Raw genomic sequence first — 15547 nt, 5'->3', positions numbered from 1 at the left:
GATTTGGAAAATGAATGTTACCTTGTTCTTTTTCCGATAATAAGTTTGAAATACATAAGCAAATTTATTGTATAAAAAAGTAAGTTGGCGTATAATCAAATCAAAGGTCAAAGAAAGTCAAACATTTGGAGGGCTGTAAAGATGGACTTAAATCAAATGACAACGAAAACACAAGAAGCGATTATGAGTGCTCAATCTTTAGCGGTATCTCATCATCATCAAGAAGTAGATACTGTTCATCTATTGCTTACATTATTAGAGCAGCAAGATGGATTAGCAGTACGTATTTTTCAAAAAATGAATGTCGATATAGAAGCATTAAAAACAGGTGTAGAAAGTTTAATTAAGAAAAAGCCTTCTGTAACTGGAGGCGGGGCAGAAGCAGGGAAATTGTATATAACGGGTGCTTTGCAACAACTGCTTGTTAGGGCAGGGGCTGAAGCGGAAAAATTGCAAGATGATTATATTTCAATAGAACATGTATTACTTGCCTTTTGTGAAGAAAAGGGCGATATAAATCAATTATTTATAAAATGTAACATTACAAAAGATACTTTATTACAGTCTTTAATGACAGTTCGGGGGAATCAAAGAGTGACTAGTCAAAATCCAGAAGCAACTTATGAAGCGTTAGAAAAATATGGCCGTGATTTAGTGGCTGAAGTAAGAGCGGGGAAAATTGACCCTGTTATTGGCCGAGATAGTGAAATTCGCCGTGTAATCCGCATTCTTTCACGCAAAACGAAAAATAACCCTGTTTTAATCGGGGAACCAGGTGTTGGTAAAACGGCAATCGTTGAAGGATTAGCGCAGCGTATCGTGAAAAAAGATGTACCAGAAGGGTTAAAAGATAGAACAATTTTCGCTTTAGATATGAGTGCGCTCGTAGCTGGAGCAAAATTCCGCGGTGAGTTTGAAGAACGTCTGCAAGCTGTATTAAATGAAATTAAAAAGAGCGAAGGCCGCATTTTATTATTCATTGATGAACTTCATACAATTGTAGGGGCTGGTAAAACAGAAGGAGCAATGGATGCAGGAAATATGTTAAAACCAATGCTTGCTCGTGGTGAACTGCATTGTATCGGGGCAACAACGTTAGATGAATATCGTAAATATATCGAGAAGGATCCAGCGTTAGAAAGACGTTTCCAACAAGTATTAGCAGAAGAGCCAACTGTTGAGGATACAATTTCAATTTTACGTGGTTTAAAAGAGCGTTTTGAAATTTATCACGGTGTAAATATTCATGACCGTGCAATTGTAGCGGCATCAGTGTTATCAGATCGATATATTTCAGATCGCTTTTTACCAGATAAAGCAATTGACCTTGTTGATGAAGCTTGTGCAACAATTCGAACAGAAATTGATTCTATGCCAACAGAATTAGATGAAGTAACGCGCCGCATTATGCAGTTAGAAATTGAAGAAGCTGCCCTTGGGAAAGAAAAGGATCTTGGTAGCCAAGAACGTCTAAAAACATTACAACGTGAATTATCGGATTTAAAAGAAGTTGCAAGTGGCATGAGAGCAAAATGGGAGAAAGAAAAAGAAGACATTCACAAAGTTCGTGACTTACGTGAACATTTAGAACGTTTGCGTCGTGAGTTAGAAGAAGCAGAAGGTAATTACGATTTAAATAAAGCAGCTGAGCTTCGCCACGGAAAAATTCCAGCTATCGAAAAAGAGTTAAAAGAAGCGGAAGAAATGGGCGCGCATAATAAACAAGAAAATCGTTTATTACGTGAGGAAGTAAGTGAAGAAGAAATTGCAGATATTGTTTCACGCTGGACTGGTATTCCTGTCGCAAAACTCGTTGAAGGCGAACGCGAGAAATTACTACGCTTAGAGCAAATTTTATCAGAGCGTGTAATCGGACAAGAAGAAGCAGTAAGCTTAGTATCAGATGCAGTTCTTCGTGCTCGTGCTGGTATTAAAGATCCGAATCGTCCAATTGGTTCATTCATTTTCTTAGGTCCTACGGGTGTAGGTAAAACAGAGCTTGCAAAAACGTTAGCACAAACGTTATTTGATAGCGAAGAGCAAATGATTCGTATCGATATGTCTGAGTATATGGAGAAACATGCGGTGTCACGCTTAATCGGTGCGCCTCCTGGATATGTTGGATATGAAGAGGGCGGTCAATTAACGGAAGCAGTAAGACGTAAACCGTATTCTGTTATTTTGTTAGACGAAATCGAAAAAGCACATCCAGAAGTATTTAATATTTTATTACAAATGCTAGACGATGGGCGCATTACAGATTCACAAGGACGTACAGTAGACTTTAAAAACACGGTCATTATTATGACTTCAAATATTGGATCTGCGCATTTATTAGAAGGGTTAGAAGAGGATGGTTCTATTAAAGAAGAATCACGAGACCTTGTTATGGGGCAATTACGAGGACATTTCCGACCAGAGTTTTTAAACCGTGTCGATGAAATTATTTTATTCAAACCTCTTACAACGAATGAAATTAAAGGTATTGTTGATAAAATTGTAAAAGAATTACAAGGTCGTTTAGCTGACCGTCACATTACTGTAGAATTAACAGACTCTGCGAAAGAATTCGTTGTAGAAGCCGGTTTTGATCCGATGTACGGAGCTCGTCCATTGAAAAGATACGTACAACGTCAAGTGGAAACAAAATTAGCACGAGAATTAATTGCAGGAACGATTACTGATAATAGTCACGTAGTTGTTGATGTAGAAAATAACGAATTAGTCGTTCATGTGAAATAAAAAAAGAGTTCGGATAAAATCCGGACTCTTTTTAGTGTTGTTCTACTGGCTCGTTTGGAATTGCAGCTGAAATCGCTAATACTAATACCGCAAGAACAACTGAGAAAATAGACGCTTGGTTAAAATCGTATGCACCGCCAGTCATAGAGCCGATTACATAGCTCATCATATGTACAAGCAAGAACGACCAAATTAATGCCCAAATAAAACGCATATTTTACACCTCTATTCGTTCAATCTGTCCTTATTGTAACACAATTGAAAAAAGAATATAGAAAAATATTTGTAGATTTTTCAACGCAAATTTGCATTCTGTTCATACAGTATAAAAGAGTGGTTTTATACGTTTAGAAAATAAGGCGGGAGAAAAATGAGTATTACGGAACGTTTCTTTTACTTAGAAAAAGAACCAAGTGTAATGTATTTACCGGAGAAGCCAAATGGATTTTCTGTTATGCTCCTTGGGGACTATAACTATTTCATTGAGAATGGTACAAGTTTATGGACACAGCATGCGGGAAGAGCTTGTTTTTTAAATGGCCTTATTGAAAGGGGCTACACGGTCTTTTCATCTAATTTATACGGAAGGCATTGGGGAAACGATCAATCTGTTCGTCTGGCAAAGCGTTTATATGATGTCGTTCTAAGAAAAGAGACATTAAATGCGAAAATGCACATTATGGCAGATGGTATGGGGGCGCTTGTAGCGCTTGAGATGATGAACAAATACCCTGAATGTATACGATCTGTCGTTATGTTAAATCCTTGTTTAGATTTACCAGAATATGTGGAATTTGAGAAGGAACACAAGTTTTTTTATAAAAGATTAGTTAAAGAATTAAGTTTGGCATACGAGTCAAAAGAAGCAGAGTTGGAATCAAAAATAAATAAGAAATCATTTGCATATCTTCCTTCTTGTGTACCGGTTAAAATTTTCGTATCCACACAAGAAAAAAGAGGGAGAAAACAATTATTGCGTAAATATGAGCAAATGAGGCAATTAAAACAATGTGATACCTCTGTCTTATTCCATCTACAGGATGTGAAATATAAAATGGTTAGGCAAACGTGTGATTTCTTTAAAAAATATGAAGAAGAATTGTGAAGCTCCCATATACATAAATGAGGAGCTATTTGTTTAAAGGAGAAAGGGCTGGTGATATGAAACGCGTGCTTATTATAGGTGCACTTACGTTTGTAGGTTATCACCTTGTGAATAAAATGATCGCAGAAGAAGTGGAAGTGTATGGGCTTGATTTTGATGATTTAGATGGTATGACGAAAATTAATGAAGAGAAATTATTTTTAATTGGCCGAAATGCGTTGTTTACGTACTATTCTATCAGGGATGAAGACGGATGGCGGGTAGTAGAAGAAGATAGTTTTGATACGGTTTACTTTTGCTTGTATGAGCCGAATCAGCAAAGTGGATTTCGGAATGAAAGGGTCATATTACAATATTTAAAGCGTATTGTAAGGCTGTGTAAAAAAAATAAAGTAAAGTTAAATTTAATTTCTTCTATTGAAATAGGGAGCACTGAAGAATCCGAAAATAAACGTCTATTTTCGAAAGTAGAAGAAGGGTTGAAGAAAGGAGAACTGCAATATAGTGTATTTCGAGTTCCTACATTATATGGACCGTGGCAACCATCATTTATGATGTATCATCAGCTTATCTTATCAGAACTCGATGAGAAAGAGTGCCATTGTATGAATGAAGAAAAAGGAAGCGATTTACTTTACGTTGAAGATGTATGTGAATACTTATGGGAAAATGGAACGAATATAAAGCATCTTGGTGTATATAATTTACTTAGTGGAAAAGAAGCATTATGGGAAAAAGGTATGACCCTGTTGCATGCAGATGATAAAGTAAATAAAAAAAATGTGGAAGTAAGAGATGAAGCTATAGAGATTATTTCTATTAAAAGAAACACACCATTAGAATTCGGTTTAAATAAACAATTGGCACATATGAAAAAATATAAAGAGTTATACGAGGGCTAAAACACGTGTTACACTATTGTATGGATAATGGAATGAGAGCTTTTTATAGAGAGGAAGAAATAATATGAATGAAAAAAGCATGCAATTTTTACAAATCGCGATGAAGCATTTACCAGAAGCGAAGGCAATTTTAGATGATAACGGAATTGCACTTGATATGGAGAAAGCACAGCCGGTGTTAGAGTTATTGATGAAAGTAATGAGCGAAGCATATGAGCTTGGGAAAGCGGATAAAGAATAAAACCAAAACCTTCTTTTTTGGAGGGAAGAGAGGCTCGAGCCGTGAGAAGAAGCGGTTAGGGCCTTTTTTTGTCTTGAGCGGGGAAAATCAGAGGGATGAGGTAGTTGAGGGGAGAGAGGCTCGAGCCGTGAGAAGAAGTGGTTAGGACCCTTTTTTGTCTCGGGCGGAGTAAGGTCAAAAGTATGGGGAAGTTTATCTTTTGAAAGGACAGGGATTTTTCTGTTTCTTTTAATGAAAAATAAAGTTGATAATACGTTGGTTTTATTTTTTTAGCTGAAATATATTCTAGACAAAAGTACATTTATGTTTTAAAATTAGTACCAAGTCATAATAATTGATATAAAACGGAGGGCTGCGATGTGAACGTAGGCATTTTAGGGATCGGAAGATATGTGCCAGAAAAAGTAGTCACAAATCACGATTTAGAGAAAATCGTAGATACATCTGATGAATGGATTCGTACGAGAACGGGAATTGCAGAAAGACGCATTGCCGATGATACAATAGATACGTCATATATGGCGGTAGAGGCTTCAAAAAAAGCACTTGAAGATGCAGGGGTTAGCGGAGAGGATATCGATCTTATTTTAGTGGCAACAGTAACGCCGGATCGCTCATTCCCAGCAGTTGCTTGTGTAATCCAAGAAGCGATTGGCGCAAAACATGCAGCTGCAATGGATTTAAGCGCAGCGTGTGCGGGCTTTATGTACGGAATGATTACAGCACAGCAATTTATTCAAACTGGAACTTATAAAAATATATTAGTAGTTGGCAGTGACAAACTATCTAAAATTGTAGACTGGAACGACCGAAATACAGCAGTACTATTTGGGGACGGAGCAGGCGCTATCGTAATGGGAGCTGTTTCGGAAGGAAAAGGTATACTTTCATTCGAATTAGGAGCGGACGGAAGTGGCGGTAAGCATCTTTATCAAGACGAGTATGTTATGATGAACGGACGAGAAGTCTTTAAATTTGCTGTTCGTCAACTTGGTGATTCTTGTCTGCGCGTGTTAGAAAAAGCAGGACTTACGAAAGAGGATGTGGACTTTTTAGTACCGCATCAAGCGAATATTCGTATTATGGAATCTGCAAGAGAGAGATTAAATTTACCGAAAGAAAAAATGAGTATGACAATTGAAAAGTTCGGTAATACATCGGCTTCTTCAATTCCAATTGCAATGGTAGAGGAATTGCAAAATGGACGTATTCAAGATGGTGATTTAATTATACTAGTCGGTTTTGGCGGCGGCTTAACATGGGGAGCAGTAGCTCTTCGTTGGGGTAAATAAGGACTGAGAGAAAAAAAGGAGTGTATTTTGTATGGAAAAAAAGAGGGTCGTAATTACAGGATTAGGTGCTGTTACACCAATCGGAACAGATGTTGAAACAGCTTGGGAAAATATTAAAAACGGTGTATCTGGAATTGGAAGACTTACAAGAATAGATCCAGAACTGTTTCCAGCAAAAGTAGCAGCAGAAATTAACGACTTTGAAGTCGAAAAATATATGGATAAAAAAGAAGCTCGCCGTATGGACCGTTTTACGCAATATGCAGTAGCAGCAGCGAAAATGGCAGTTGCAGATGCGAAGCTTGAAATTACAGAAGAAAATGCCCCACGCATTGGTGTATGGGTAGGTTCTGGTATTGGTGGTATGGAAACATACGAAGAACAATTTAAGATTTTTACTGAAAAAGGTCCGCGCCGTGTGAGTCCATTCTTCGTACCAATGATGATTCCAGATATGGCAGCAGGTCAAGTATCAATTGCTACAGGAGCGAAAGGAATTAATACTTGCTCTGTAACAGCTTGTGCATCTGGGGCAAACTCAATTGGTGATGCATTTAAAGCCATTCAGCGCGGTGATGCCGATGCAATGATAACGGGGGGAGCAGAAGCACCGTTAACAAGTATGGCATTCGCTGGATTTTGTTCAGCGAAAGCATTAACATTTAATGAAGATCCAGCAACGGCTTGCCGTCCGTTCGATAAAAACCGTAGCGGTTTCGTAATGGGTGAAGGATCAGGAATTCTTATTCTTGAAGAATTAGAGCACGCATTAGCACGTGGTGCTCACATTTATGCGGAAATCGCTGGTTACGGTGCAACTGGTGATGCGTTCCATATTACAATGCCTGCTCCTGGCGGTGAAGGTGGAGTTCGTGCGATGCGTCAAGCTTTAGCTGATGCAGGCCTAGAGCCAGAAGATATTGATTACATTAATGCACATGGTACAAGTACAGATGCAAATGAAAAGTATGAAACGATGGCAATTAAAGAAACTTTTGGTGAGCATGCATATAAAGTAGCAATTAGCTCGACGAAATCAATGACAGGTCACTTATTAGGAGCGGCTGGTGCTGTTGAAGCGATCTTCTCTATTAAAACAATTACAGACGGAGTGATTCCTCCGACGATTAACTATGAAACGCCAGATCCAGATTGCGATTTAGATTACGTACCGAATAAAGCGAGACAACAAGAAGTAAACACAGTATTAAGTAACTCACTAGGATTCGGTGGTCATAACGCAGTATTAGTATTTAAATCGTATAAATAATAGATGAAATAAGGTGTTTTTTCGTAACATATTGCGAAAAAACACCTTATTTATTTTTACGCCTTTTTCTCCTTTTGCATATACATAAGAAAAAGGAGGGATAAAGATGGGGGTTATTGAAACAGCCGAGTGGTTACATCTATATTATGGACGTCCAGAAAAGATTTGTGAGAAATTTACGAAGTATATTCCATTGCCAAAAGAGAGGCTGTATCGCTTTTTAATTTCTAAAGGTATGTATCGCCCAGTAATGCGGGGAGAACAGGAAATTAAAGAATTAGAGAAAAAAGAAATTTGGAAAGAACTTAGCATGGAGTATGAAAAATTGAAAAGTTGGCTAAAAGGGCCAGATGTCCCTATCTTTATTTTGTTATCAGATTCCTATAATCGAACTGTACAAGAAGAGTATAACGGGAAGGCTGGCTTATCTATGCGCCACGTTATTTTCTTATTCGTATGTGGACGGAATTCGGTGGAAGAATTAAAAGTGTTATTGACACATGAATATCACCACATATGCAGGTTACATCAAATTGAGACGAAAGAAACGGAATATACATTACTTGATACGATGATTATGGAAGGATTAGCTGAGCAGGCAGTAACGGAAAGATATACAGAAAAAAATAATGCACCGTGGACGACGTATCTTTCAAAAGAAGAAGCGATTTATTATTGGCAAAACGTTGTACAAGAAAGAATAAGCATAAAACGAGGAACAAAGGAGCATGACATTTTATTAAATGGACTTCATTCCTACCCGAAAATGCTTGGCTATGCACTTGGATTTTATATTGTAAAAGATTGTGTAGCGTTTGAAGGAGAAGATACACTTTCTTTATTATCTATAGATGCGAAAGAAATATTGAGTAAAGCAAATACATTTCATGTTTCATGAAAAAACAGGAGCTATATCTCCTGTTTTTTTAATATTATAGAAGAAAAAATAATAATTAGAATATATTTCCTAAAGTGGAATAAAGTTAAGCAAAAATGAACATAATGATTGGTACAAACAGTAGTGAAGTGAGGGGTAGAGAATGTTATATCTGCATGATGTATGGGTAAATTGGTTTGAAGGTGAAGAGAATGGGTATAACGTTTGTCATTTTTACGAATGGCGGAAAGATGATACGATTGAGCTATTAGATCAAGTGCCATTATTAAAAGTAGATTCCACATTATATCATTACATCGAGAACGAATTGTTAGAGCTTCCGCAAAAGTTATTGGAAGACGTACATCATAAGGCTTATATTCGTAAAAATCACGAACGTTTGCAACAAGAGTATTGTTTTGTTGTTACAGATGGAAAAGGAATTATTGCGATTGATTCAATCGGCTATAATGTGCCAATTAGAAAAAGTAGGCTTATACCTCGTCAAGAACAGATGGTATATGAGATGGTAGAAAATGTGCAGGCAGAAAAGTATGATTTCCAAGTGGAAGAGATTGAAAAAGAACATCACATTTTATCGCCGTCGCCTTTCATCATGAACGGCCTAACTCGTAAAGAACGACAGTTAAAACAATTATTATTTATGGCGTTAGATCAATTACATACAACGAAAAATCCAGCTGAAATTCGCTATTGGTTCACAGAGTGGGATCCATCGGCGTACGGAATGGTCCAACATATGGAGTTTGAAGATGTTTGGGCTAAGCTTTATGATGAAGCGAAAGCGGGATGGTCCGAGAAGCACGAGCAATTATGTGAGCGCTTAGTGAAAGGACAGCCGTTTTTTGAAAAGTTATGGGAAATGGAAAATGAGCAGAAGGTAAATTAAAAAACCGCCAATTGGCGGTTTTTTTTATGGAGTCGGCAAGCTCTTCGTGTCTAAGAACCTTCCGCATAAGAAGACAAAAAGCGTCTTTTATGCGAAAGAGCCTTAGCTAATCAGAGCTGAACGAGCCGCTTCCGCTTTATAATGAAATCCAGCTCCGGCTCCTAACCCTTCGCGTCTAAGAGCCTTTCCCACGAGAAGGCAAAAAGCACCTTCTGTGGGAAAGAACCTTATCCGTCAGGGCTAAACAGCCGCCTCCGCTTTATAAGTTAATCCAGCTCCGGCGGCAAGAATGTTCGGTGGTTTCGCGGCCTTCCTGCGAGGTAAAAAACACCTCTACGTCAGGAGCTCCATCCCCCTCACATTCTGAACGAGCCGCCTCCGCTTTATATGTTATCTACGTTTTCTGCTTAGTCCCATTGCGTTTTCTACTTTGCGTAGTTGTTTGAATGCAACTCGGTTTGCTTTTTCGGCACCTTTGTCTAGAATTTCGTCTAGTTCTGGGGAGTTGATTAGTTCGTTATATTTGTCTTGGATTGGGCGAATTGCGTCCACAACTACTTGTGCTAGGTCACCTTTGAAGTCGCCGTATCCTTTTCCATCGTACATTGCTTCTATTTCTTCAACTGTTTTGCCAGAGAATGAAGAGTAAATTGTTAATAAGTTAGAAATTCCAGGTTTGTTTTCTTTATCAAATTTAACGATACCTTCCGAGTCAGTTACGGCACTTTTAATTTTCTTTTCGATTGTTTTTGGCTCATCAAGCATACTGATCATTGATTTTGGATTCGGATCAGATTTACTCATTTTTTTCGTAGGTTCTGTTAATGACATAACGCGAGCTCCTACTTTTGGAATACGAATTTCAGGAACTGTGAACACTTCGCGGAAGCGTTTGTTGAAACGCTCTGCTAAATCGCGTGTTAATTCCATATGTTGTTTTTGGTCATCACCAACAGGCACGATTTCAGTGTTGTAAAGTAAAATATCAGCAGCCATTAATGGTGGATACGTAAGTAATCCAGCTGGAACTGAATCTCTACCAGAAGCTTTATCTTTATATTGTGTCATACGCTCTAATTCTCCAACGTAAGCAACAGATTGCATGATCCATCCTAGCTGAGCGTGTGCTGGTACTTCTGATTGTACAAATAAAGTAGCTTTTTCAGGATCGATGCCGCATGCAACATATAGTGCAGCAAGACTGCGGATGTTTTTGCGAAGTTGTACAGGGTCTTGAGGTACTGTAATTGCATGTTGGTTTACGATACAGAAATAGCAGTCGTGTTCGTTTTGAAGCTCTGTAAATTGCTTCATAGCCCCTAAATAGTTTCCAAGTGTAATCGTTCCGCTTGGCTGAATACCAGAAAAGATAACTGACATAAGTAATTCCTCCTAAAATTGAATGTGTGATGGGGAAGAGAAGGCATACAAAAAAGCCCATTCATCCCAAATTACATAGGGACGAATGGACCGCGGTACCACCCTAATTATTTCACAGCTGTGAAATCTCTCAGATCCATAATAACGTCTGGATATAACGCCAAAGCCTACTACTCTCGGTTCGGTTTGGTGCTCAAAAGCCCATTCCATATTGTGCAATTACTTGTTCACACCAGCCACAAGCTCTCTGAAATTGCTTCAATATGTACTCTTCTTTATCATCGCATACATATAAATTTATTTATTTTTAACTGAGCCCTTTTAATATGAAAGAACTAAAGTTTTATAACAAAATGTTTTGCTGATTATTATATCATATGGAATAGTGTTTGCAAACTACATCAAAATAGTAAAGCTAATGAGAGTCGAGAACAACCCAAGCACGATGCCAGTAATACAAATCGGATACGTCCATTTGAATGAATATGTTTTATAAATACGTTCTTTCTTATCGATAGGTTCCTCTGCTTCTTCAATTAAAGAGTCAATTTTTTTATTCGTACCAAATACTCTTTGGAATGCGTAAATTGTTACGTTAAAAAATCCATTTTGAAATATGAATAAAAAACCACCTATAAGAATAAAAAACAATGCGATATAGAATGAAATGTTGACAAAATTCAACAAAAACTGAGAAGAAACGAGGAATGCGCCAACACTAGAAGCGATTATCGCTACAAAAAATAGTATACAAGTATGAAAAAAAACTTTATTCAAAATATTCCCCTCCGTCAAAATATTACTAGAATTATTATACTATAAAAGTTATAATAAGTAATATAAATAATTTTTTGAAAATTATACGCAATTGGAGTTCTAATTTCAAGATGATGGTATCAATGTTAACGTATTCCTTTACAAAAAAATAAAAATATTAGCATTTTATTAAAAATTTTAACAAAAAAACAAAAAACTATATTCACAATCGTCATATTATATGTATAATGAAAATTGTAGAAACTTGGAGATTATTCTTTCAATTCTACTTTTTTACAAGTGAGGGTACAGGAAGTGCAATTAGGGGAGGCAACACAACATGAAGAAAAAGATACCGTTATTACTTGCATCAACTTTAACTGCAAGTATGTTGCTTGGCGCGTGTAGCTATCAGAAAGAGGACGCTAAAGCAAAAGGAAAAGAAACCGCTACTAGTAGTAGTAACGGAAAACAGATTCTTAATTTAACAGAGTTATCTGAAATTCCATCAATGGATGCATCATTAGCGTCAGATTCTGCGTCTTCAACAGCATTAAATAATACGATGGAAGGTTTATATCGTACTGGCAAAGATCAAAAGAGAATGCCTGGGGTTGCTGAAGATGTACAAAAGTTGGACGATGGTAAAAAATACATATTCAAATTAAGAAAAGATGCGAAATGGTCGAATGGGGAACCTGTAACAGCGAAAGATTTTGTGTATTCATGGAAAAGAGCAGTAAATCCAGATACAAAAGCGACGTATTCGTACATTATGTTTGATATTAAAAATGCAGAAAAAATTCATAAAAGAGAATTACCAGCTGACCAATTAGGTGTAAAAGCGATTGATGATTATACATTAGAAGTGGAATTAGACAATCCTGTTCCTTACTTTATTGATTTAACAGTTTATCCAGTATTTTACCCACTAAATGAAAATTTTGTGAAATCACAAGGTGATAAGTTTGGTTTAGAGGCAAATACAACATTATATAACGGGCCATTCGTTATGAGTGATTGGAAACATGAACAAAGCTTCCAATTTAAGAAGAACCCATCATATTGGGATAACAAAACGGTTAAAATTGAAGAAATTAATTTCAATATTGTAAAAAACACATCAACTGATGTAAATTTATATGAGACAAATGCGATTGATCGTGCGGTTCTAACATCGGAATTTGTTGATAAGTTTAGACAAAATCCAGAGTTCCAAACACGAAAAGAAGCTGGAGTTGCCTATTTAAGATTTAATCAAAATAATAAGTATTTAAGTAATAAAAACTTAAGAAAAGCAATTTCGATGTCCTTTGACCGTGATAACATTGCAAAAGTTATTTTAAACAACGGTGCAATCGGTGCTTACGGATTTGTTGGAAAAGATTTCGCTGAAGGTCCGAATAAAAAAGACTTCCGTGCTGAAAATGGAAATCTAGTTGAAACGGATTCAAAAGAAGCGAAAAAACTTTGGGAAACAGCGAAGAAAGAGCTTGGCACTGATAAAATCGAACTAGAATTCTTAAGCTTTGATAATGAAGATGCTAAAAAAATTGGCGAATTCTTAAAAGGTGAGATGGAAAAGAACTTACCTGGTTTAACGATTAAAATTAAACAGCAGCCATTCGCGCAAAAAAATAAGTTAGAAGACTCTCAGCAATATGATATGGCGTTTGGCGTTTGGGGTCCAGACTTCCCAGATCCAATCTCATATTTAGATATGTTTGTTACAAATGGGTCTCAAAATAAAACAGGGTATTCTAATCCGAAATATGATGAGTTAATTCTAAAAGCTAAAACAGATACAAAAGATTTACAAGCTCGCTGGAATAACCTTTTAGAAGTAGAAAAAATGCTAGTTAAAGAGGATGCGGTAATCGCTCCGATCTACCAAAAAGGTTCAGCGTATGTAGTAAAAGGTGCTGTAAAAGATATTATCCCAATTAACTATGGTGGTAAATTAACTTACAAATGGGCATCTGTTGAACAAAAATAATCTTTTTTTCCATCGTTTACAAGGGTATATGCCTGTGATGGGCATATGCTCTTATTTTAAAAAAATAAAAGTAAGAATATTTAAAACTATCTTATTGCTTTTGAGAAAAACGGGGAGGTGCTTGACTATGGGACGTTATGTATTAAAACGTTTCGTGTACATGGCTTTGACATTATTTTTAATTACTACACTGACTTTCTTCTTGATGAAATTGCTTCCGGGTTCTCCGCTTAAAAACCAGGAGAAGCTATCACCAGCACAAAAGGAAATCATTCTTGAAAAATATGGTTTAAATGATCCAGTGCCAGTTCAATATGCACGTTATTTAGGTAACTTAGTAAAAGGTGATTTAGGGGTATCATTCCAATATGATAACCGCCCAGTAACAGATATGATTGTGGATCGTATTGGACCATCGGCACAACTTGGTTTACAAGCGATTATATTAGGATCATTTATCGGGTTAATTTTAGGAATCGTTGCGGCACTTCGTAACAATACGTGGGTCGATTATGGTGCAACAGTTATTTCGGTACTCGGAATGTCGGTACCATCATTCGTATTCGCCGCATTACTACAATATTTCGTAGGGGTAAAACTTGGTTGGTTCCCAGTAGCATTCTGGAAAGGACCAGAGTTTACTGTAATGCCTACAATTGCATTATCGATGTCAGTTATCGCAACAATCGCACGTTTCTCTCGTGCAGAATTAATTGAAGTTATGCAGTCTGACTATATTTTAACAGCGAAAGCAAAAGGGATTAGTCAAGGCGTTATCATTGTAAAACACGCACTTCGTAACGCGTTAATTCCAGTTGTAACAATTTTAGGACCAATGGTTGCGGCATTAATTACAGGAACACTTGTTATCGAGCAAATTTATGCTGTACCTGGACTTGGGGAACAATTCGTTAAATCGATTACTTTAAATGACTATACAGTTATTATGGGAACTACGATTTTCTATAGTGCAATCTTCATTTTAGTTATTTTCATTGTCGATATTTTATACGGAATTATTGATCCTCGTATTCGTTTAGCGGGAGGGAAAAAATGATGAAAGATGTACAAAAATTATCTCCAGATTTATTTCAACAAGCCAATCAAAATAATGTTGATAATGAAGTCATTGCCCGTCCAAGCTTAACGTTTTGGCAAGATGTAAGAAGACGTTTGTTCCAACATAAAGGTGCGATGCTTGGCCTTGTATTATTAGTACTCATTGCACTATTAGCGATTTTTGGACCGATGGTAAGTAAACACTCGTATAAAGAGCAAGATTTAGGTCGTGCGAAATTACCACCAAAAATTCCTGTTATTGAAAATGTTCATTGGTTACCATTTGACGGTACAGATCAATATGGTGTTGACCAATATGCAAAACGTGATATTAAAGAGTACTTCTGGTTTGGTACAGATGATCTTGGCCGTGACTTATGGACAAGAACATGGGAAGGTACACGCGTATCATTATATATCGCTCTTTTAGCAGCAGCAATTGACTTAGTAATTGGGGTTGCATACGGAGGTATTTCAGCATTCTACGGCGGTAGAGTAGATAATATTATGCAACGTATTATGGAGATTATCAACGGTATTCCATACTTAATCATCGTTATTTTAATGGTAATCATTATGGGATCTGGTATTTGGTCAATCACACTCGCGATGGCGATTACAGGTTGGATAGGAATGTCGCGGATTGTTCGTGGACAAATCTTAAAGTTAAAAAACCAAGAATATGTATTAGCATCTCGTACATTAGGTGCAACAAATACACAATTAATTGTGAAACATTTAATTCCAAACGTAATGGGACCTATCATCGTAATGACAATGTTTACAATTCCATCAGCGGTATTTGGTGAAGCGTTCTTAAGTTTCATCGGTTTAGGAATTCAGCCACCATTTGCGTCACTTGGTTCTCTTGTAAATGATGGGTATAAATCTATTCAAACGTATCCACACATGATGTTCATCCCTGCGGTTGTCATCAGTATGTTAATTCTAGCATTCAACTTAATGGCAGATGGATTACGCGATGCGTTAGATCCAAAAATGCGTAAGTAAAAGAGG

14 protein-coding genes and 1 other annotated feature are annotated in these 15547 nt (G+C 36.9%); of the genes, 11 read left to right on the top strand and 3 right to left on the bottom strand.

Features of this window, described 5'->3' with window-relative positions; genetic code table 11:
* Positions 1–141: 141 nt before the first annotated feature.
* Complete coding sequence (gene clpB / locus VK90_RS00910) at positions 142–2742, top strand: ATP-dependent chaperone ClpB (protein WP_048369683.1); 2601 nt, start codon at positions 142–144, stop codon at positions 2740–2742.
* Positions 2743–2773: 31 nt separating this feature from the next.
* Here the strand turns inward: clpB and VK90_RS00905 are convergent, their stop codons facing one another.
* Positions 2774–2956, bottom strand: coding sequence for a YjzD family protein (locus VK90_RS00905; protein WP_002170822.1), 183 nt, complete (start codon positions 2954–2956; stop codon positions 2774–2776).
* 156 nt (positions 2957–3112) lie between these two features.
* On the opposite strand from VK90_RS00905, the gene VK90_RS00900 reads away from it, so the two are divergent.
* From VK90_RS00900 to VK90_RS00870, 7 genes are all read left to right on the top strand, one after another.
* Complete coding sequence (locus tag VK90_RS00900) at positions 3113–3847, top strand: alpha/beta hydrolase (protein ID WP_048369680.1); 735 nt, start codon at positions 3113–3115, stop codon at positions 3845–3847.
* Between the two features lie 29 nt (positions 3848–3876).
* A complete protein-coding gene (locus VK90_RS00895) occupies positions 3877–4749 on the top strand; it encodes an NAD-dependent epimerase/dehydratase family protein (RefSeq protein WP_048369678.1) in 873 nt (290 codons plus the stop codon).
* A 64-nt stretch (positions 4750–4813) separates the two neighbouring features.
* Positions 4814–4990, top strand: a complete 177-nt coding sequence (locus VK90_RS00890) for a ComZ family protein (RefSeq protein WP_001003336.1) — start codon at positions 4814–4816, stop codon at positions 4988–4990.
* Between the two features lie 359 nt (positions 4991–5349).
* Positions 5350–6282, top strand: coding sequence for a beta-ketoacyl-ACP synthase III (fabH, locus tag VK90_RS00885; RefSeq protein ID WP_048369676.1), 933 nt, complete (start codon positions 5350–5352; stop codon positions 6280–6282).
* 31 nt (positions 6283–6313) lie between these two features.
* Complete coding sequence (gene fabF, locus VK90_RS00880; protein ID WP_002170827.1) at positions 6314–7552, top strand: beta-ketoacyl-ACP synthase II; 1239 nt, start codon at positions 6314–6316, stop codon at positions 7550–7552.
* Positions 7553–7658: 106 nt separating this feature from the next.
* The gene (locus tag VK90_RS00875; RefSeq protein ID WP_048369674.1) at positions 7659–8450 is read left to right on the top strand and encodes a DUF2268 domain-containing protein; all 792 of its coding nucleotides are present in this window, start codon (positions 7659–7661) and stop codon (positions 8448–8450) included.
* 142 nt (positions 8451–8592) lie between these two features.
* Positions 8593–9339, top strand: coding sequence for a YjbA family protein (locus VK90_RS00870; RefSeq protein WP_048369672.1), 747 nt, complete (start codon positions 8593–8595; stop codon positions 9337–9339).
* Positions 9340–9729: 390 nt separating this feature from the next.
* Here the strand turns inward: VK90_RS00870 and trpS are convergent, their stop codons facing one another.
* The gene (gene trpS, locus VK90_RS00865; RefSeq protein ID WP_048369670.1) at positions 9730–10719 is read right to left on the bottom strand and encodes a tryptophan--tRNA ligase; all 990 of its coding nucleotides are present in this window, start codon (positions 10717–10719) and stop codon (positions 9730–9732) included.
* A 74-nt stretch (positions 10720–10793) separates the two neighbouring features.
* Positions 10794–11010, bottom strand: a binding site (T-box leader).
* Positions 11011–11115: 105 nt separating this feature from the next.
* Positions 11116–11496, bottom strand: a complete 381-nt coding sequence (locus VK90_RS00860; protein WP_002170832.1) for a DUF3899 domain-containing protein — start codon at positions 11494–11496, stop codon at positions 11116–11118.
* 319 nt (positions 11497–11815) lie between these two features.
* On the opposite strand from VK90_RS00860, the gene VK90_RS00855 reads away from it, so the two are divergent.
* The 3 genes from VK90_RS00855 (at position 11816) to opp3C (ending at position 15541) form a co-directional block, all read left to right on the top strand.
* Positions 11816–13471 (top strand): peptide ABC transporter substrate-binding protein, encoded by a 1656-nt coding sequence (locus VK90_RS00855; RefSeq protein ID WP_048369668.1) that lies wholly within the window; start codon positions 11816–11818, stop codon positions 13469–13471.
* Between the two features lie 127 nt (positions 13472–13598).
* Entirely contained in the window at positions 13599–14528 is a 930-nt protein-coding gene (gene opp3b / locus VK90_RS00850; RefSeq protein ID WP_048369667.1) for an oligopeptide ABC transporter permease, read from the top strand.
* Positions 14525–15541 carry an oligopeptide ABC transporter permease gene (gene opp3C, locus VK90_RS00845; protein WP_048369665.1) on the top strand — a complete coding sequence of 339 codons (1017 nt, stop codon included), beginning with the start codon at positions 14525–14527 and terminating at the stop codon, positions 15539–15541. The genes opp3b and opp3C overlap by 4 nt, the downstream gene beginning before the upstream one ends.
* Positions 15542–15547 lie beyond the last annotated feature (6 nt).

It is taken from the genome of Bacillus sp. LK2, assembly GCF_001043575.1.
Lineage (GTDB): Bacteria > Bacillota > Bacilli > Bacillales > Bacillaceae_G > Bacillus_A > Bacillus_A paramycoides.
The sequence above is the reverse complement of the archived record's forward strand: the minus strand, read 5'-3'. Positions and strand labels throughout refer to the sequence as shown.

Excerpts from the sequence above, each read along its gene's own strand:
- VK90_RS00905 (WP_002170822.1), bottom strand. The coding sequence starts at position 2,956 with ATGCGTTTTATTTGGGCATTAATTTGGTCGTTCTTGCTTGTACATATG.
- VK90_RS00900 (WP_048369680.1), top strand. The coding sequence starts at position 3,113 with ATGAGTATTACGGAACGTTTCTTTTACTTAGAAAAAGAACCAAGTGTA.
- VK90_RS00870 (WP_048369672.1), top strand. The coding sequence starts at position 8,593 with ATGTTATATCTGCATGATGTATGGGTAAATTGGTTTGAAGGTGAAGAG.
- VK90_RS00875 (WP_048369674.1), top strand. The coding sequence starts at position 7,659 with ATGGGGGTTATTGAAACAGCCGAGTGGTTACATCTATATTATGGACGT.
- opp3b (WP_048369667.1), top strand. The coding sequence starts at position 13,599 with ATGGGACGTTATGTATTAAAACGTTTCGTGTACATGGCTTTGACATTA.
- VK90_RS00855 (WP_048369668.1), top strand. The coding sequence starts at position 11,816 with ATGAAGAAAAAGATACCGTTATTACTTGCATCAACTTTAACTGCAAGT.
- fabF (WP_002170827.1), top strand. The coding sequence starts at position 6,314 with ATGGAAAAAAAGAGGGTCGTAATTACAGGATTAGGTGCTGTTACACCA.
- clpB (WP_048369683.1), top strand. The coding sequence starts at position 142 with ATGGACTTAAATCAAATGACAACGAAAACACAAGAAGCGATTATGAGT.
- opp3C (WP_048369665.1), top strand. The coding sequence starts at position 14,525 with ATGATGAAAGATGTACAAAAATTATCTCCAGATTTATTTCAACAAGCC.
- VK90_RS00890 (WP_001003336.1), top strand. The coding sequence starts at position 4,814 with ATGAATGAAAAAAGCATGCAATTTTTACAAATCGCGATGAAGCATTTA.
- trpS (WP_048369670.1), bottom strand. The coding sequence starts at position 10,719 with ATGTCAGTTATCTTTTCTGGTATTCAGCCAAGCGGAACGATTACACTT.